The sequence below is a fragment of the Enterobacter sp. ECC_219_Taxon_10 genome (genome assembly GCF_058354905.1).
In genome coordinates this window covers 1,725,689-1,743,219 of sequence record NZ_CM178005.1, presented here as the reverse complement: position 1 = coordinate 1,743,219, position 17,531 = coordinate 1,725,689, and the positions used below count along the sequence as shown (strand labels likewise).

Below are 17,531 nucleotides of genomic sequence, written 5' to 3'. Positions count from 1 at the left end.
GAAAATTGTCGCGCATTATAGCTAATATGGCGTGTATGTCATAAAGTTGAAGGCTTATTTTCATTTGCGGGAGTGTGCAGTGGCGACGTTATCCAGGCTTTTTATTCATCCGGTGAAATCCATGCGCGGCATTGGCGTCTCTCACGCGCTGGCCGACATGAGCGGATTCGCCTTCGATCGTATTTTTATGGTCACCGAGCCTGACGGCACGTTCATTACCGCACGCCAGTTCCCGCAGATGGTTCGCTTTACCCCTTCCCCGCTTCATGACGGTTTGCATCTGACCGCGCCGGACGGTTCCAGCACGGTGATTCGCTTTGCTGATTTTGCGGCTGTCGACGCGCCAACGGAAGTATGGGGCAACCATTTTACCGCGCGCATTGCCCCGGATGAGATTAACCGCTGGCTGAGCGGTTTCTTCTCCCGCGACGTGCAGCTGCGCTGGGTTGGTCCGGAACTGACGCGTCGCGTAAAGCGCCACGAGGCCGTACCGCTCTCCTTTGCCGATGGCTTCCCGTTCCTGCTGACCAACGAGGCGTCGCTGCGTGACTTACAAAACCGCTGCAAAGCCAGCGTGCAGATGGAGCAGTTCCGCCCAAACCTGGTGGTAACGGGGGCTAACGCATGGGAAGAAGACACCTGGAAAACGATCCGCATCGGCAGCGTTATTTTCGACGTGGTGAAGCCCTGCAGTCGCTGCATCTTCACGACGGTAAGTCCTGAAAAAGGCCAGAAGCACCCTTCCGGCGAGCCGCTGAAAACCCTGCAATCGTTCCGTACCGCGCAGGATAACGGTGATGTCGATTTCGGCCAGAACCTGATCCCCCGCTCCAGCGGCGTGATTCGCGTAGGCGATGAGGTTGAAATTCTCGCCCGCGGGCCGGCCAGAGTGTATGGCGCAGGCCAGGAAGAAGAAATGGTCGAGGCCGAGACGAACGTCGCCTCTGCGGTGGATATTCACTGGCAGGGCAAGATTATTCGCGGCAACAATCAGCAGGTGCTGCTGGAGCAACTGGAGCAAGCCGGTGTTCGCGTACCGTATTCCTGCCGCGCGGGAATCTGCGGATGCTGCCGCATCAAGCTGCTTGAGGGTGAAGTGAGTGCGCTGAAGAAATCTGCAATTGGAAATGACGGCACAATTCTGTGCTGTAGCTGCGTACCGAAAACGTCGGTACAGCTGGAAGCTTAAACCGCCTGTTCGAGGCTGAAGGAATCTACGCGCAGCTGTGGCTTCAGCCTGTCATTCATGACTTTGATAGCATCACCTAACTGCATAACCCGCCCGGCAATCGTCACGCCGGGCTGCGCCAGCAGACAGAGTGCGGCATTTTCGCCCGGCTCAACGACTAATAAACTCACCTCTTCGGCGGTATCGCTCAGGTTAACGCTGGCCGCATCGCCCGTTGCTGGCGTCCAGTCCATGCCGTGAGGCAGGAAATGCCAGCTTTTCGGCATTTGCGGTTTCAGGAAACGGATAGCCACCAGCGCATTTAATACCAGTTCGGCACGCTGCTCTTTAGAGAGCATCAAATCGCGGCATTTTTCTTCAAAGGAGAAATAAAGCGCTGCATCATCAACGCAAAAGCCCGACGGGGAAAACGCGTCCGGGGTTAACATTCGACGGGCAAAACGAGAACGAAACAGCATGCCATTGGCTAAATCGAGCATCATACGATCATGCTCGTCGCAAAAATACCAGCGCCAGTTATCGTCAGGTTTAATTCGCATGTGTCTCTCCCGTCCCCAAACGTCCTGTACTAAAAATGTCCTGTTCGCCGCTTCGTTTATAACATTAGTAATAAAAGACTATAATGTCTAAATAAGCAACAGTGACGGAATATAAAACAACCAGGGCTGGAAATAAAGCCCTGGTTGTCTGATTAAGAGAAAAGATTAGATATGAGTAACGATTTCTTTAATCAGCGGCGGTCCTTTAAAAATAAAGCCGGAATAGATTTGCACCAGTGATGCACCGGCCGCCATCTTCTCGCGCGCAGCAATCACCGAGTCGATACCGCCGACGCCGATAATCGGTAAACGGCCTTTTAATTCCGCAGACAAAGCGCGAATAATTTCGGTGCTTTTTAATTGTACCGGACGTCCGCTTAACCCACCCGCTTCGTCACAGTTTTTCATTCCCTGAACGAGCGAACGATCGAGCGTGGTATTCGTTGCAATCACACCGTCAATATTATGGCGAACCAAACTGTCGGCAACCTGGATCAATTCTTCGGCAGAAAGATCCGGGGCGATCTTAACCGCGACCGGAACATATTTATGATGGATCGTCTGGAGTTCATTTTGCTTATTTTTAATGGCACTCAGAAGATCGTCCAGCGCTTCGCCATATTGTAAGGAACGCAGCCCCGGGGTATTGGGTGAAGAAATATTCACCGCAATATAACCGGCATAGGCGTAGACTTTTTCCATACAAATCAGATAGTCATCTTTACCCTGCTCTACCGGCGTGTCTTTATTTTTGCCGATATTGATGCCTAATATCCCGTCAAAATGGGCTTTTTTTACGTTCTCAACAAGGTGATCAACACCGAGGTTATTAAAGCCCATGCGATTGATCAGCCCTTCGGCTTCAACCAGGCGGAACAGGCGCGGCTTGTCATTTCCCGGCTGTGGGCGCGGCGTGACGGTACCGATTTCGATAGAGCCAAAGCCCATCGCGCCCAGAGCATCAATGCACTCGCCATTTTTGTCCAGACCCGCCGCCAGACCCAGCGGGTTTTTAAAGGTCAGACCCATGCACTGCACAGGTTTTTCCGGCACATTCTGACGCACCAGAGCGGCCAAAGGCGTTCCGGTAATACGACGTAATTGCTGGAATGTAAATTCATGAGCGCGCTCGGGGTCGAGCTGGAAAAGGGCTTTACGAACGAAGGGGTAGTACATGAACTCTCCTGGATTCCCGGTGTGCAAACCGGGAGGGGATTATGGGCGATCCCGCTCAGAAAGGGAATTGACCTGCGGCAAAAAATCGGCGTAAAACGCAATCGTTTACCTCCCTGTCTATTTCTTATGCGCTTTTTCGCATTTTAATTGCGGATAAATCATTTAGTGGAATAACCGCGCGATGTCACACTCCTGAAAATTGTTATGAATGTTAGATAAAAGCAAACAATTAGTTATAAGGAGGAAGTATGCGCGTCATTACCCTGGCCGGAAGTCCACGATTCCCTTCGCGCTCCAGCGCCCTGCTGGAATATGCTCGTGAAAAGCTCAACGCCCTCGACGTGGAAGTGTGCCACTGGAATCTGCATAACTTCGAACCTGAAGATTTGCTGTATGCCCGCTTCGACAGCCCCGCGCTGAAAACCCTCATTGAGCAGCTCAAGGAAGCGGACGGCCTCATCGTTGCGACCCCGATTTATAAAGCCTCGTTTTCGGGCGCGCTGAAAACCCTGCTCGATCTTCTCCCCGAGCGCGCACTGGACGGCAAAGTGGTTCTGCCGCTGGCAACGGGCGGTACGGTTGCCCATTTACTGGCGGTGGATTATGCCCTGAAGCCGGTGCTGAACGCCCTGAAGGCTCAGGAGATCCTCCACGGGGTTTTCGCGGATGATTCACAGGTCATTGACTACCAGCATAAGCCGCACTTTACGCCGAATCTGCAAACCCGCCTTGATGCTGCGCTGGAAACCTTCTGGCACGCGCTGCATCGCCGGGATATCCAGGTTCCTTCTTTTAATCCGCCGCAGGGAGTCGCACATGTTTAAAACCTTAACCTACCTCGGACTGGCTGGCCTGATGGCGTTCACCGCGCTGGCGCAGGCTGCAGAAACCGCACCGGACAGCTTACGCATTGGCTATCAGAAAGGCAGCGTCAGCATGGTGCTGGCAAAAAGCCACCAGCTGCTGGAAAAACGCTTCCCGGACACCAAATTTTCCTGGGTAGAGTTCCCGGCAGGGCCACAGATGCTTGAAGCGCTGAACGTCGGCAGTATCGATCTGGGCAGCACGGGCGATATCCCGCCTATTTTTGCTCAGGCTGCCGGGGCAGACCTGGTATATGTCGGCGTAGAACCCGCTAAACCGAAAGCCGAAGTCATTCTGGTACCTGAAAACAGTGAGATTAAAAGCGTCGCAGACCTTAAAGGGCATAAGGTCGCTTTTCAGAAAGGTTCCAGCTCGCACAACCTGCTGCTGCGCGCCTTACAGGAAGCCGGGCTCAAGTTCACGGACATTCAGCCCGTTTACCTGACGCCTGCCGACGCGCGCGCCGCGTTCCAGCAGAAGAACGTTGATGCCTGGGCTATCTGGGATCCGTACTACTCCGCAGCCTTACTGCAAGGGGGCGTTCGGGTGCTGAAAGATGGCACTACGCTGAAACAGACCGGCTCGTTCTATCTCGCCGCGCGCCCTTACGCGGAAAAGAACGGCGCATTTATTCAGGGCGTACTGGATACCTTTACCCAGGCCGATGCGCTGACCCAGACCCAGCGTCAGGCGAGCATTGCCCTGCTGGCGAAGACCATGGGGTTGCCTGAACCGGTGATCGCGAGCTATCTCAACCACCGTCCGCCCACCACCATTGCGCCCGTGGATGCACACGTCGCCGCACTTCAGCAACAAACCGCTGACCTCTTCTATCAAAACCGTCTGGTGCCAAAACAGGTCGATATCCGCGAACGCATCTGGCAGCCCGCAGGCAAAGAAGGAGCTAAATCATGAGTCTGAATCTTTTCTGGTTTTTACCCACCCACGGCGATGGACACTATCTTGGCACAGAAGAGGGCTCGCGCCCGGTTGACCATGCCTACCTGCAGCAGATTGCGCAGGCGGCGGACCGAATCGGTTTTACCGGCGTGCTGATCCCGACCGGACGCTCGTGCGAGGATGCCTGGCTGGTGGCTGCGTCGATGATCCCGGTCACTCAGCGCCTTAAATTCCTGGTTGCATTGCGCCCGAGCGTTGTCTCCCCCACCGTGGCGGCGCGTCAGGCGGCAACGCTGGACAGACTCTCCAACGGCCGCGCCCTGTTTAACCTGGTGACGGGCAGCGATCCGCAGGAGCTGGCGGGCGACGGCGTGTTCCTCGACCATACCGAGCGCTATGAAGCCTCCGCCGAGTTTACCCATGTCTGGCGGCGCCTGCTGGAAGGAGAGACCGTCACCTTCGAAGGCAAGCATATCCACGTTCGCGACGCGAAGCTTTACTTCCCGCCGGTGCAGCAGCCGCGTCCTCCGCTCTATTTTGGCGGATCGTCGGATGTGGCTCAGGATCTGGCCGCCGAGCAGGTCGATCTCTATCTGACCTGGGGCGAGCCGCCGGAGCTGGTGAAAGAGAAAATTGCCCAGGTCCGGGCCAAAGCCGCCGCTCATGGCCGCAGGGTACGCTTTGGGATTCGCCTGCACGTGATTGTGCGTGAAACCAATGAAGAAGCCTGGCAGGCGGCAGACCGTCTGATCTCCCACCTGGACGATGAGACCATCGCAAAGGCGCAGGCTGCGTTTGCCAAAACCGATTCCGTCGGGCAGCACCGCATGGCCTCTCTGCACAACGGCAAGCGCGAGAATCTGGAAATCAGCCCGAACCTGTGGGCGGGCGTCGGTCTGGTACGCGGCGGCGCGGGCACGGCGCTGGTCGGCGACGGGCCAACCGTGGCCGCGCGGATTAATGAATACGCTGACCTGGGCATCGACAGCTTTATCCTCTCCGGCTATCCGCACCTGGAAGAGGCCTACAAGGTGGGCGAGCTGTTATTCCCACATCTGGACGTCGCCATTCCAGAAATTCCGCAGCCGCAGCGGCTCCAGCTGCAGGGCGAAGCGGTGGCAAACGAGTTTATTCCACGCAAAGCCGCACAGAGCTAAGGAGTGACCATGTCTGCCACTTCACAAAAATGGCTGCTGCGCGCCGCACCGTGGTTTTTGCCCGTCGGCATCGTGGCTCTCTGGCAGCTCGCGTCGTCCACCGGCTGGTTGTCGAGCCGCATTTTGCCCTCTCCCGAGGGCGTTATCGAAGCGTTCTGGTCGCTGAGCGTCAGCGGCGAGCTGTGGCAGCATCTGGCAATCAGCTCCTGGCGCGCGGTGATTGGGTTTTCCATCGGCGGCAGTATCGGGCTGGTTCTGGGCTTGGTGAGCGGCCTTTCACGCTGGGGCGAGCGGCTGCTGGATACCTCCATTCAGATGCTGCGCAACGTGCCGCATCTGGCGCTGATCCCGCTGGTGATTTTATGGTTTGGGATTGATGAAAGCGCCAAGATCTTCCTCGTGGCGCTGGGCACGCTGTTCCCGATTTACATCAACACCTGGCACGGCATCCGCAATATCGATCGTGGTCTGGTGGAGATGGCACGAAGCTACGGCTTGTCGGGTTTTTCTCTCTTTACTCACGTGATCCTGCCGGGCGCCCTGCCCTCCATCATGGTCGGGGTGCGCTTTGCGCTCGGCCTGATGTGGCTGACCCTGATTGTGGCGGAAACTATATCGGCCAACTCCGGCATCGGGTATCTGGCGATGAACGCCCGCGAATTCCTGCAAACGGACGTGGTGGTGGTTGCCATTATTCTTTATGCCCTGCTCGGCAAACTCGCTGACGTTAGCGCCCAGTGGTTGGAGCGCAGTTGGCTGCGCTGGAACCCGGCCTACACCCTTCAGGAGGCGAAAGCATGAATACTGCACGACTAAATCAGGGCACGCCGCTGCTGCTGAACGGCGTAACCAAACGCTACGGCGAAAACACCATTCTCAACGGGCTGGATCTGCATATTCCCGCCGGGCAATTTGTGGCCGTTGTCGGGCGAAGCGGCGGTGGGAAGAGTACGCTGCTACGTCTTCTGGCCGGACTGGAAGCCCCCAATGGCGGCGACATTCTGGCGGGAACAACGCCGCTGGCCAATATTCAGGATGATACCCGCATGATGTTTCAGGACGCGCGCCTGCTGCCGTGGAAAACGGTGATTGATAACGTCGGGCTGGGGCTCAAAGGAAACTGGCGGGAGGAAGCCCGTCGGGCGTTGGCCGCCGTCGGGCTGGAAAACCGCGCAGGTGAATGGCCTGCGGCCCTCTCGGGAGGACAAAAGCAGCGCGTGGCGCTGGCGCGGGCATTGATTCACCGTCCCGGCCTGCTGCTGCTTGACGAGCCGCTCGGTGCGCTGGACGCCCTGACGCGGATCGAAATGCAGGATTTGATTGAATCGCTCTGGCAGGCGCACGGATTTACGGTGCTGCTGGTGACGCATGACGTGAGCGAAGCCGTGGCGATGGCTGACCGGGTGCTGTTAATAGAGGATGGGAAAATAGGTCTTGATCTAACAGTGGATCTTCCGCGGCCTCGTCGCGTGGGCTCAGCAAGACTGGCTGAGCTGGAAGCGGAGGTGTTGGATCGGGTGATGAAGCGCGGGGGTACGGAGTTAGAACGAGCTAAGGCTAATGCCTGATGCCCTCACCCCGGCCCTCTCCCACGGGGAGAGGGAGAAAACCATATGTAGGCCCGGTAAGCGTAGCGCCACCGGGCACTTTTTCGTATTACGCTAAGGCCTTAGCAATCTTCTCGTACAAATCGCCAGACAGGTTCTCCAGCCCTTTCAGCTGCTCAAGCGCGGCACGCATCTTCGCCTGACGCTTCGCGTCGTAGCGTTTCAGACGGATCAGCGGCTCAATCAGGCGGGACGCCACCTGCGGGTTACGGCTGTTCAGCTCGGTCAGCATTTCTACCATAAACTGATAGCCGCTGCCGTCTTCGGCGTGGAACGCGGCCGGGTTGCTGCTGGCAAATGCGCCAATCAGCGAGCGCACGCGGTTCGGGTTGCTCATGGTGAACGAACGGTGCTTCAGCAGGCTGCGGACCTTGCTGAGGGCATCCGCCGCCGGGCTGGTCGCCTGCAGGATGAACCACTTGTCCATCACCAGGCCATCCTGGTGCCACCTGTCGTCGTACTCCTGCATCAGCGCATCGCGGCACGGCAATTCGGCGGCAACGCTTGCCGACAGCGCGGCCAGCGCATCCGTCATGTTATCCGCTTCGTGATACTGCTTGCTCACCAACGTGTTCGCCAGCTCTGCCTCGCCAAACGCAAGATAGCGCAGGCAGGTATTGCGCAGAGAACGTTTACCGATGTCCGCATGTTCCACGCGATACGCGTCAAGCTTGTTGGCGTTGTAGAGCGCCAGGAACTCATCCGCCAGTTCGGTCGCCAGCGTGCGGGTCAGTGCTTCACGCACGGCCACGATGGCAATCGGGTCAATGATGTCAAACAGCTCCGCAATTTCCGTCGCAGACGGCAGGGTCAGAATTTCAGCCGCCAGCGCCGGATCAATCTTCTCATCCAGCAGGATGGCGCGGAAAGCGTCTGCCACATGCACCGGCAGCGTCAGCGGCTGGCCCTGCTGGTAGCGGTTCACGTTGAGCTTGATGTAGGTTGCCAGCAGGCTTTGCGCGGCGTCCCAGCGGGAGAAATCGTTGCGCGCGTGACGCATCAGGAACGTCAGCTGCTGGTCGCTCCACTTGTACTCCAGCTTCACCGGCGCGGAGAATTCGCACAGCAGCGCAGGCACCGGCTGGAAGTAGACGTTGTCGAAGATAAAGGTCTGCTCTGCCTGAGTCACGTTCAGCACGTAGTGCACCGGGTGGCCGCCCTTCTGCAGCGGGATGACGTTGCCTTCATTGTCGTACAGCTCAATGCTGAACGGAATGTGCAGCGGATATTTCTCTTCCTGCTCGGCGGTTGGCGGCGTGCGCTGGCTGATGGTCAGAGTGTACTGCTCGGTTTCCGGATTGTAGTCGTCCTTAACGGTGACAATTGGGGTCCCGGCCTGGCTGTACCAGCGGCGGAAGTGAGAGAGATCAACATTGGACGCATCTTCCATCGCCTGCACAAAGTCATCGCAGGTAGCCGCGCTGCCGTCGTGGCGCTCGAAATAGAGCTGCATCCCTTTCTGGAAGTTCTCCTCACCCAGCAGGGTGTGGATCATGCGGATAATTTCAGCGCCCTTCTCGTACACCGTCAGGGTGTAGAAGTTGTTCATCTCGATGACTTTGTCCGGACGGATTGGGTGCGCCATTGGGCTGGCATCTTCCGCAAACTGCAGGCCGCGCATGGTACGCACGTTGTTGATGCGGTTGACCGCCCGCGAGCCGAGATCGGAGCTGAACTCCTGGTCACGGAAGACGGTCAGGCCCTCTTTCAGGCTCAGCTGGAACCAGTCGCGGCAGGTGACGCGGTTACCGGTCCAGTTGTGGAAATATTCGTGGCCGATCACGCGCTCGATATCGAGGTAGTCTTTATCGGTGGCGGTATCCGTACGTGCCAGCACGTACTTGGAGTTAAAGACGTTAAGGCCTTTGTTCTCCATTGCGCCCATGTTGAAGAAGTCGACGGCGACGATCATATAGATGTCGAGGTCATATTCGAGACCAAAGCGCTCTTCGTCCCACTTCATGGAGTTGATGAGCGAGGTCATCGCCCACGGCGCGCGGTCGAGGTTGCCGCGGTCAACGAACAGTTCCAGCGCCACTTCACGGCCAGAGCGGGTTTTAAAGGTATCACGCAGCACGTCGAAATCACCGGCCACCAGCGCAAACAGGTAGCATGGTTTCGGAAATGGATCCTGCCACTGCACCCAGTGACGGCCATTTTCCAGCTCACCCTCACCGACGCGGTTGCCGTTGGAGAGCAGGAACGGGTAGAGCGTTTTATCGGCAATGATTTTCGTCGTAAAACGCGCCAGCACATCCGGGCGGTCCAGATACCAGGTAATGTGGCGGAAACCTTCTGCTTCACACTGGGTACACAGGGCCACGCCTGACTGGTAAAGCCCTTCCAGCGCCGTGTTGGCGGCAGGGCTGATTTCATTCACGATGCGCAGCGTAAAGCGTTCCGGCAGGTTGTCGATGACCAGCTGGTTGCCTTCTTCTTTATAGTCTGACCAGGGTTCATCATTAATATGCAGGGAGACCAGCGTCAGATCTTCGCCATCCAGACGCAGCGGTACGGCTGTCGCGCTGTGGCGCGTCACCTGGCTTATCGCTGTCACAACGGTTTTTGCGGCATCCAGGTCAAAAGTCAGATCGATATCGCTAATCAGGTATTCCGGCGCGCGGTAGTCGTGGCGGTATTTGGCTTGTGGCTGTTGTGTCATAGAAAACCTTATGCATCGTTTGTCGAGTAACGTTTCAATATATTCCTGTTGCGCAAAACGCGCTATGCAGAATGTTCATCTTTTCAGGCAGAAACACCTTTTTCGCTACATTTGTATAACACGGGGCACGAAATGCGCTCGACCATAAAGTGTGCTTATGTTGTGATCGGGGTTCAATAAATCACTAAACAAGGTATACTCCGGAGTTGTTTATTGTACTAAACGCTCCCGTGAGAGGATGCTACAGCGCACCTATGACTCAATTCGCTTCTCCGGTTCTGCATACGTTGCTGGATACCGACGCGTATAAACTGCATATGCAGCAAGCCGTTTTCCACCATTACTATGACGTTCACGTCGCGGCGGAATTCCGCTGCCGTGGTGACGACTTGCTCGGTATCTACGCAGACTCCATTCGTGAACAGGTCGATGCGATGCAGCATCTGACGCTGCAGGACGATGAATACCAGTGGCTTTCTGGCCTGCCTTTCTTCAAAGCGGACTATCTGAACTGGCTGCGCGACTTCCGCTATAAGCCTGAACAGGTCACCGTGACCAACGAAAACGGCAAGCTGGATATTCGTCTTGAAGGTCCGTGGCGGGAAGTGATCATGTGGGAAGTGCCGCTTCTCGCCGTTATCAGCGAGCTGGCCCACCGCTACCGTTCGCCTGAAACCGGCGTCGAACAGGCGGTCGCCTCGCTGGAAAACAAACTTGCAGCATTCTCTACCCTGACCGAAGGGCTGGATATGTCCCGCTTCCGCCTGATGGATTTCGGCACCCGTCGCCGCTTCTCTCGCGAGGTTCAGCAGGCTATCGTTGAACGTCTGCAGCAGGAGCCGTGGTTCGTGGGCACCAGTAACTACGATCTGGCGCGTCGCCTCAACCTGACGCCAATGGGCACCCAGGCACACGAGTGGTTCCAGGCACATCAGCAAATTAGCCCTGACCTGGCTAACAGCCAGCGTGCGGCGCTGGCCGCCTGGCTTGAAGAGTACCCGGATCAACTCGGGATCGCCCTGACCGACTGCATTACGATGGATGCCTTCCTGCGCGACTTTGGTCCCGAGTTCGCTGAACGTTACCAGGGGTTACGCCACGACTCCGGGGATCCGGTTGAATGGGGCGAAAAGGCGATTGCCCATTATCAAAAACTCGGTATTGACCCGATGAGCAAGGTGCTGGTCTTCTCCGATAATCTCGACCTGGCGAAAGCCGTAGAACTGTATCGTCATTTCAATGCCAGAATTAATCTGGGCTTCGGGATCGGTACCCGGTTGACCTGCGACATTCCTCAGGTAAAACCTCTGAATATCGTTATAAAGCTGGTGGAATGTAACGGCAAGCCGGTGGCAAAGCTCTCCGACAGCCCGGGTAAAACCATCTGCCATGACAAAGCGTTTGTCCGCGCATTGCGCAAAGCGTTCGATCTCCCTCAGATCAAAAAAGCCAGTTAAGCGCTTACGGGAGCCTTCAGGGCTCCCTTCCCTTATTTATTTCTCAATTCTTCTCTTTTGACTGCGAAATTTACTTGTCTGATAGCGGATGGCAGGTAACATAGATATCCACCCATAAGGGTGGACAAGTGTTTATTTTTTCCGACTATTAACAGAGAGAATATTATGAGCGTTGTGCCTGTAGCCGACGTACTCCAGGGCCGTGTCGCCGTTGACCAGGAGGTCACCGTGCGCGGATGGGTGCGTACTCGCCGAGATTCTAAAGCTGGCATCTCCTTCCTTGCCGTCTATGACGGTTCCTGCTTTGATCCTGTACAGGCCGTCATTAATAATTCTCTGCCCAATTACAATGATGACGTTCTGCGCCTGACGACGGGCTGTTCCGTTATCGTCACCGGTGTGGTTGTGGCATCCCCGGGTCAGGGACAGAGCTTCGAGATCCAGGCCTCTGCCATTGAAGTGACCGGCTGGGTTGAAGATCCGGACACCTATCCGATGGCGGCAAAACGTCACAGCATTGAATACCTGCGTGAAGTGGCGCACCTGCGTCCGCGTACCAACCTGATTGGTGCGGTGGCCCGCGTGCGTCATACGCTGGCCCAGGCGCTGCATCGCTTCTTCGATGAGCAGGGTTATTTCTGGGTGTCTACCCCGCTGATCACCGCATCCGATACGGAAGGTGCAGGCGAAATGTTCCGCGTCTCGACGCTGGACATGGAAAACCTGCCGCGCACGCCGGAAGGTAAAGTGGACTATGACAAAGACTTCTTTGGTAAAGAAGCCTTCCTGACGGTATCCGGCCAGCTCAACGGCGAAACCTACGCCTGTGCGCTGTCTAAGATCTACACCTTCGGCCCAACCTTCCGCGCCGAAAACTCCAACACCAGCCGCCACCTGGCGGAGTTCTGGATGCTGGAGCCGGAAGTGGCGTTTGCCGATCTGAATGACGTTGCAGGTCTCGCAGAAGCGATGCTGAAGTACGTATTCAAAGCGGTTCTGGAAGAGCGTCCTGACGACATGAAATTCTTCGCAGAGCGCGTAGACAGCGATGCGGTGGCGCGTCTGGAGCGTTTCGTCTCCGCCGACTTTGCGCAGGTGGACTATACCGACGCGGTAGCGATCCTTGAAAAATGCGGTGAGAAGTTCGAGAACCCGGTTTACTGGGGCGTCGATCTGGCGTCTGAGCACGAACGCTATCTCGCCGAGAAACATTTCAAAGCGCCGGTTGTCGTTAAAAACTACCCGAAAGACATTAAGGCCTTCTATATGCGTCTTAACGAAGACGGGAAAACCGTGGCAGCGATGGACGTACTGGCGCCGGGCATCGGTGAAATCATCGGTGGTTCTCAGCGTGAAGAACGTCTGGACGTGCTTGACGCGCGCATGGAAGAGATGGGTCTCAACCCTGCGGACTACAGCTGGTATCGCGATCTGCGCCGTTATGGCACCGTTCCGCACGCAGGGTTCGGTCTGGGCTTCGAGCGTCTGATCGCCTACGTAACCGGTGTTCAGAACGTGCGTGACGTGATTCCGTTCCCGCGTACTCCGCGCAACGCCAGCTTCTAAGTAACACAACAGACAATGGCCAGCATTTGCTGGCCATTATTTTATTCTGCCTTGTCAGTTTTTGTCAGCGTAAAGTCAGCGTTTATAAACCACCACCCCGTCACAACCACTACCTGTTACGTTTTGTTTCCGCGAAATATCCAGCCACAAAAAATAAACCTCAGTCTTATTGCGATTATTACAGCCTGAAGTAATAGCACAAATTTCAACCAATTTTTCAGCCATCCAGAAGTCTTTCTATGGTCATAAGAAAAAACGAGTCGTTTAACATTCGTTTATAGGAATTGCCTTTATTCAAATTAAACATAAGGAATTCATATATATAGGAAAGGTGCTGTTGCTTAGTTCGCCAGGCCGCTCTGAAATTTGAGATGGTTCACAAAGTTCCTAAAAATACATATTTAGTTACACATATTTTCTTTCTGTAACTCAATCTTGAGAATTGTAGCACTTTCAGGCTAGCGAAACGCTTCGGTGAATGGAAAGATGCCTGTCAGATACATAAAGACACCTAACTCTCATCAATAGTTCCGGAAATATTTATTGACAGAATTTATTGACGGCAGTGGCGAGTGTCATAAAAAAACCAATGAGGGTAATAAATAATGATGAAGCGCAATATTCTGGCAGTGGTAATCCCTGCCCTGCTGGTAGCCGGTGCAGCTAACGCTGCAGAAATCTATAACAAGAACGGCAACAAACTGGATCTGTACGGAAAAATTAACGCTGAGCGTGATTTCGTTACCAACGGCGATAATACCAACAACGCAGACTCCACCTACGCGCAGATCGGTTTCAAAGGCGAAACTCAGATCAACGACCAACTGACCGGTTATGGCCAGTGGGAATACCGTGCACTGGCCAGCTCAGCTGAAAGTGAGCAGTCTTCAAACAACTCTACCCGTACTCGTCTGGCTTTCGCGGGTCTGAAAATGGCTGACGCTGGCAGCATCGACTATGGCCGTAACTACGGCATCGTATACGATGTTGAGTCTTACACCGACATGGCGCCAACCTGGTCCGGCGAAACCTGGGGCGGTGGTTATGTTGATAACTACATGACCAGCCGTTCTACTGGCCTGCTGACCTACCGTAACAGCGATTTCTTCGGTCTGGTTGATGGTCTGAGCTTCGGTATCCAGTACCAGGCTAAAAACGAGCGTGCTGATCTGCGTCGTGCCAACGGCGACGGTGTTGGTTACTCTGTGGGTTACGACTTCGGCGGTGGCTTTGGTCTGACCGGCGCATACAGTAATGCTAACCGTACTCTCGACCAGAAAGCTGATGGCAAAGGCGACAAAGCTGAAGCATGGGCAATCGGTGGTAAATACGATGCTAACAGCCTGTATCTGGCAGCTGTGTACGCAGAAACTCGCAACATGAGCATCCTGGGTAACAGCACCGGTTCCAATACTCCGGATGCTAATGGTGACGTGTTCAACGTAGCGAACAAAACCCAGAACTTCGAAGTTATCGCTCAGTACCAGTTCGATTTCGGCCTGCGTCCATCCCTGTCCTACGTGCAGAGTAAAGGTAAAAACCTGAACACCGTAGCCGGCGGCGATGCAGATCTGGCTAAATACGTTGAAGTAGGCGCAACTTACTACTTCAATAAAAACTTCAACGTGTCTGCTGACTACCGTATCAACCTGATCGACGAAGATCAGGCCAAGCGCACTGGCGGCGGCTGGGTTGGTACCGACGACCAACTGGGTCTGGCTGCAGTTTACCAGTTCTAATCAGAACACCACTTTGTTATATGCATAATGAACAGGGCTTCGGCCCTGTTTTTTTATGCCTGACAGAAAATAATGGCGACTTTTGAAAAGCCGCACGCTTTTCGTCGCAAACGGTTGGCATTTTGTAAATCTACCGTTAACCTGATAGCGGATTTCACTTCTGTAATCACAATGGAACTTCGTCATGTTTGAGAACATTACCGCCGCTCCTGCCGACCCTATTCTGGGCCTGGCCGATCTGTTTCGTGCCGACGACCGCCCTGGCAAAATCAACCTGGGAATTGGTGTATATAAAGATGAAACCGGCAAAACTCCGGTACTGACCAGCGTTAAGAAAGCTGAGCAGTATCTGCTGGAAAATGAAACCACCAAAAACTACCTCGGTATTGATGGTATCCCTGAATTTGGTCGCTGCACCCAGGAGCTGCTGTTCGGTAAAGGCAGCGCAATTGTGAGTGACAAACGTGCGCGCACGGCGCAGACCCCTGGCGGTACCGGCGCGCTGCGCGTTGCGGCGGATTTCCTTGCGAAAAACACCTCTGTTAAGCGCGTATGGGTGAGCAACCCAAGCTGGCCGAACCACAAGAGCGTCTTTAACTCTGCGGGCCTGGAAGTGCGGGAATATGCTTACTACGACGCGGCGAACCACGCTCTGGACTTTGACGGCCTGCTGGCAAGCCTGAGCGAAGCGCAGGCGGGTGACGTGGTGCTGTTCCACGGCTGCTGCCACAACCCGACCGGTATCGATCCAACGCTTGAGCAGTGGGAACACCTGGCGAAGCTCTCCGTTGAGAAAGGCTGGCTGCCGCTGTTTGACTTTGCTTACCAGGGCTTCGCCCGCGGTCTGGAAGAAGATGCCGAAGGCCTGCGCGCGTTCGCAGCCGTGCATCAGGAGCTGATCGTTGCAAGCTCCTACTCCAAGAACTTTGGTCTGTACAATGAGCGTGTAGGTGCCTGTACGCTGGTTGCGGCTAACGATGAAACCGCCGATCGCGCCTTCAGCCAGATGAAATCCGTTATTCGCGCTAACTACTCTAACCCACCGGCACACGGTGCGTCTGTTGTTGCGACCATTCTGAGCAACGATGCGCTGCGCGCGATCTGGGAACAAGAGCTGAACGATATGCGTCAGCGTATCCAGCGCATGCGCCTGCTGTTTGTGAACACCCTGGCTGAGAAAGGCGCTGACCGCGACTTCAGCTTCATCATCAAACAGAACGGCATGTTCTCGTTCAGCGGCCTGACCAAAGAGCAGGTTCTGCGTCTGCGCGAAGAGTTCGGCGTATACGCCGTAGCCTCTGGCCGCGTGAACGTTGCAGGCATGACCCCTGACAACATGGCGCCACTGTGCGAAGCGATTGTCGCCGTCCTGTAATAGCGCCCACAAAAAAGCCTGCGTTAAGCAGGCTTTTTTTTATGCTGGTTACCAGACAGGCATTTCATCCTGAAGGAACGGGTTATGGAGCCGTTCATAGCCCAGCGTCGACATCGGACCGTGTCCTGCGATAAACGTTACGTCATCACCAAGCGGCAATAACTTCTGTTTGATCGACTGAATCAGCTGCCCGTGGTCGCCACGCGGAAAATCGCTGCGTCCTACGCCACCTTTGAAAATCACATCGCCGGATATCAGCAGACGGGACTGGTCGTCAAAGAAGACGATATGGCCTGGCGTATGCCCAGGACAATGCAACACCTGTAAAGTCACATTCCCTACGTTGAAGCGCTCTCCTTCGTTCAGCCAACGATCGGGCGTCAAAGGCAGACACTCATCAAGGCCAAACATGCGGCTTTGGGCGGGTAACCCCTGCAGCCAGAACTCATCTTCTTTTTCCGGGCCGATAATCGGCACACCGTAGTATTTAGCCAGTTCAGCCGCTGCGCCTACATGGTCGAGGTGACCATGCGTCAGTAAAATCTGCATCAGCGTCACGCCGCTGTCGGCAACTTCCTGCTTGATTTTCTCAGCGTCACCGCCGGGATCGACAAGCGCGGCCAGTTTGGTTTGTTCGCACCAGATTAATGAACAGTTCTGGGAGAACGCGGTAACCGGAATAATACGATAGTTCATACTGCTCCTGTGTTTCGTTATTACCAGTGCCGAACCGGCCCGGTATCAATATGCACAAAGTTGCTACGTGGGTAATATCCTACACCACCAGCGCGCATAGATAACGCGGCTTTGCGAATATTGGCTAACGAAACGCCTTCAATGTGGAAATCCATTGCCTGTCCCTTCGTGTGGTAGCTTTTTTTGGCTACCCCACGGCTATGGGCGCGCAGTTCATTATTGGTATCAATCGAGCGATAACCAGAAATAAGCTGCACCGGCTTGCTGGTGCCCAGCAGGCCCTGAAGGCGGAAAAGCTGATCAAACAGTCCAGGGTCGATGGCTTTTACTTTATTCGCGCGGAAATCACGGAAAAAATGGTTGAGTCTTGCTAATTCATCCTGAATATAGCCTCTGCCATCGAAAAACTCCGCTTTTAGCGACTCACCGGTGTGAAGATTGCTGAGCGTTAAAACGCGCGGACGAGGTGTCGAGAGGGTGGCAAATGCTGGCGTCGGTAAGATGGCCGCTGCGCCAAGCGCAACACCACCTAACGCCAGCAGCTTGCGGCGATTAGCGTCAAATTTGTCCATGATAATCAGGTCTACAGGTCAAAGAAATCGTA

16 protein-coding genes are annotated in these 17,531 nt (G+C 55.1%); 10 read left to right on the top strand and 6 right to left on the bottom strand.

Going from position 1 to position 17,531, the window contains the following annotated elements:
- The first annotated feature begins 79 nt into the window (after positions 1–79).
- Positions 80–1,189, top strand: coding sequence for a YcbX family protein (locus AC4ICF_RS08220; protein ID WP_316380056.1), 1,110 nt, complete (start codon positions 80–82; stop codon positions 1,187–1,189).
- On the opposite strand, the gene zapC is transcribed toward AC4ICF_RS08220, so the two are convergent.
- Together zapC and pyrD are read right to left on the bottom strand one after the other, a co-directional pair.
- Positions 1,186–1,728, bottom strand: a complete 543-nt coding sequence (gene zapC, locus AC4ICF_RS08215) for a cell division protein ZapC (protein ID WP_163328621.1) — start codon at positions 1,726–1,728, stop codon at positions 1,186–1,188. The genes AC4ICF_RS08220 and zapC overlap by 4 nt on opposite strands.
- Before the next feature lie 165 nt (positions 1,729–1,893).
- On the bottom strand, positions 1,894–2,904 hold the full coding sequence (gene pyrD, locus AC4ICF_RS08210) for a quinone-dependent dihydroorotate dehydrogenase (RefSeq protein ID WP_032638810.1): 1,011 nt from the start codon (positions 2,902–2,904) through the stop codon (positions 1,894–1,896).
- Between the two features lie 248 nt (positions 2,905–3,152).
- On the opposite strand from pyrD, the gene ssuE reads away from it, so the two are divergent.
- The 5 genes from ssuE to ssuB are packed head-to-tail and all read left to right on the top strand — an operon-like array spanning position 3,153 to position 7,393.
- On the top strand, positions 3,153–3,728 hold the full coding sequence (ssuE, locus tag AC4ICF_RS08205; RefSeq protein ID WP_116340916.1) for an NADPH-dependent FMN reductase: 576 nt from the start codon (positions 3,153–3,155) through the stop codon (positions 3,726–3,728).
- Positions 3,721–4,683, top strand: coding sequence for a sulfonate ABC transporter substrate-binding protein (locus AC4ICF_RS08200; protein ID WP_163328619.1), 963 nt, complete (start codon positions 3,721–3,723; stop codon positions 4,681–4,683). The genes ssuE and AC4ICF_RS08200 overlap by 8 nt, the downstream gene beginning before the upstream one ends.
- The gene (gene ssuD / locus AC4ICF_RS08195; protein ID WP_116340920.1) at positions 4,680–5,825 is read left to right on the top strand and encodes an FMNH2-dependent alkanesulfonate monooxygenase; all 1,146 of its coding nucleotides are present in this window, start codon (positions 4,680–4,682) and stop codon (positions 5,823–5,825) included. Before AC4ICF_RS08200 ends, ssuD begins: the two co-directional genes overlap by 4 nt.
- Before the next feature lie 9 nt (positions 5,826–5,834).
- A complete protein-coding gene (ssuC, locus tag AC4ICF_RS08190; RefSeq protein ID WP_023343694.1) occupies positions 5,835–6,626 on the top strand; it encodes an aliphatic sulfonate ABC transporter permease SsuC in 792 nt (263 codons plus the stop codon).
- Positions 6,623–7,393, top strand: coding sequence for an aliphatic sulfonates ABC transporter ATP-binding protein (gene ssuB, locus AC4ICF_RS08185; RefSeq protein ID WP_116340924.1), 771 nt, complete (start codon positions 6,623–6,625; stop codon positions 7,391–7,393). Before ssuC ends, ssuB begins: the two co-directional genes overlap by 4 nt.
- Positions 7,394–7,481: 88 nt before the next feature.
- Here the strand turns inward: ssuB and pepN are convergent, their stop codons facing one another.
- Positions 7,482–10,094: an aminopeptidase N gene (pepN, locus tag AC4ICF_RS08180; protein ID WP_316380055.1), complete on the bottom strand. Its 2,613-nt coding sequence runs from the start codon at positions 10,092–10,094 to the stop codon at positions 7,482–7,484.
- Positions 10,095–10,348: 254 nt separating this feature from the next.
- On the opposite strand from pepN, the gene pncB reads away from it, so the two are divergent.
- Together pncB and asnS are read left to right on the top strand one after the other, a co-directional pair.
- A complete protein-coding gene (gene pncB, locus AC4ICF_RS08175) occupies positions 10,349–11,551 on the top strand; it encodes a nicotinate phosphoribosyltransferase (RefSeq protein WP_302218974.1) in 1,203 nt (400 codons plus the stop codon).
- A 165-nt stretch (positions 11,552–11,716) separates the two neighbouring features.
- On the top strand, positions 11,717–13,117 hold the full coding sequence (asnS, locus tag AC4ICF_RS08170; RefSeq protein ID WP_048960458.1) for an asparagine--tRNA ligase: 1,401 nt from the start codon (positions 11,717–11,719) through the stop codon (positions 13,115–13,117).
- Between the two features lie 75 nt (positions 13,118–13,192).
- On the opposite strand, the gene AC4ICF_RS08165 is transcribed toward asnS, so the two are convergent.
- On the bottom strand, positions 13,193–13,342 hold the full coding sequence (locus AC4ICF_RS08165) for a hypothetical protein (RefSeq protein WP_163328609.1): 150 nt from the start codon (positions 13,340–13,342) through the stop codon (positions 13,193–13,195).
- Positions 13,343–13,722: 380 nt separating this feature from the next.
- On the opposite strand from AC4ICF_RS08165, the gene AC4ICF_RS08160 reads away from it, so the two are divergent.
- Together AC4ICF_RS08160 and AC4ICF_RS08155 are read left to right on the top strand one after the other, a co-directional pair.
- Entirely contained in the window at positions 13,723–14,856 is a 1,134-nt protein-coding gene (locus AC4ICF_RS08160; protein ID WP_302218973.1) for a porin, read from the top strand.
- A gap of 184 nt (positions 14,857–15,040) precedes the next feature.
- On the top strand, positions 15,041–16,231 hold the full coding sequence (locus AC4ICF_RS08155; protein ID WP_061098686.1) for an amino acid aminotransferase: 1,191 nt from the start codon (positions 15,041–15,043) through the stop codon (positions 16,229–16,231).
- Between the two features lie 48 nt (positions 16,232–16,279).
- Here the strand turns inward: AC4ICF_RS08155 and AC4ICF_RS08150 are convergent, their stop codons facing one another.
- Together AC4ICF_RS08150 and mepK are read right to left on the bottom strand one after the other, a co-directional pair.
- Complete coding sequence (locus tag AC4ICF_RS08150; RefSeq protein ID WP_316380054.1) at positions 16,280–16,927, bottom strand: MBL fold metallo-hydrolase; 648 nt, start codon at positions 16,925–16,927, stop codon at positions 16,280–16,282.
- Between the two features lie 20 nt (positions 16,928–16,947).
- Positions 16,948–17,499, bottom strand: coding sequence for a peptidoglycan L,D-endopeptidase MepK (mepK, locus tag AC4ICF_RS08145; RefSeq protein WP_028012580.1), 552 nt, complete (start codon positions 17,497–17,499; stop codon positions 16,948–16,950).
- Positions 17,500–17,531 lie beyond the last annotated feature (32 nt).

Coding starts and splice junctions, on each gene's coding strand:
- zapC (WP_163328621.1), bottom strand. CDS start 1,728: ATGCGAATTAAACCTGACGATAACTGGCGCTGGTATTTTTGCGACGAG.
- pyrD (WP_032638810.1), bottom strand. CDS start 2,904: ATGTACTACCCCTTCGTTCGTAAAGCCCTTTTCCAGCTCGACCCCGAG.
- ssuE (WP_116340916.1), top strand. CDS start 3,153: ATGCGCGTCATTACCCTGGCCGGAAGTCCACGATTCCCTTCGCGCTCC.
- AC4ICF_RS08200 (WP_163328619.1), top strand. CDS start 3,721: ATGTTTAAAACCTTAACCTACCTCGGACTGGCTGGCCTGATGGCGTTC.
- ssuD (WP_116340920.1), top strand. CDS start 4,680: ATGAGTCTGAATCTTTTCTGGTTTTTACCCACCCACGGCGATGGACAC.
- ssuC (WP_023343694.1), top strand. CDS start 5,835: ATGTCTGCCACTTCACAAAAATGGCTGCTGCGCGCCGCACCGTGGTTT.
- ssuB (WP_116340924.1), top strand. CDS start 6,623: ATGAATACTGCACGACTAAATCAGGGCACGCCGCTGCTGCTGAACGGC.
- pepN (WP_316380055.1), bottom strand. CDS start 10,094: ATGACACAACAGCCACAAGCCAAATACCGCCACGACTACCGCGCGCCG.
- pncB (WP_302218974.1), top strand. CDS start 10,349: ATGACTCAATTCGCTTCTCCGGTTCTGCATACGTTGCTGGATACCGAC.
- asnS (WP_048960458.1), top strand. CDS start 11,717: ATGAGCGTTGTGCCTGTAGCCGACGTACTCCAGGGCCGTGTCGCCGTT.
- AC4ICF_RS08165 (WP_163328609.1), bottom strand. CDS start 13,342: ATGGCTGAAAAATTGGTTGAAATTTGTGCTATTACTTCAGGCTGTAAT.
- AC4ICF_RS08160 (WP_302218973.1), top strand. CDS start 13,723: ATGATGAAGCGCAATATTCTGGCAGTGGTAATCCCTGCCCTGCTGGTA.
- AC4ICF_RS08155 (WP_061098686.1), top strand. CDS start 15,041: ATGTTTGAGAACATTACCGCCGCTCCTGCCGACCCTATTCTGGGCCTG.
- AC4ICF_RS08150 (WP_316380054.1), bottom strand. CDS start 16,927: ATGAACTATCGTATTATTCCGGTTACCGCGTTCTCCCAGAACTGTTCA.
- mepK (WP_028012580.1), bottom strand. CDS start 17,499: ATGGACAAATTTGACGCTAATCGCCGCAAGCTGCTGGCGTTAGGTGGT.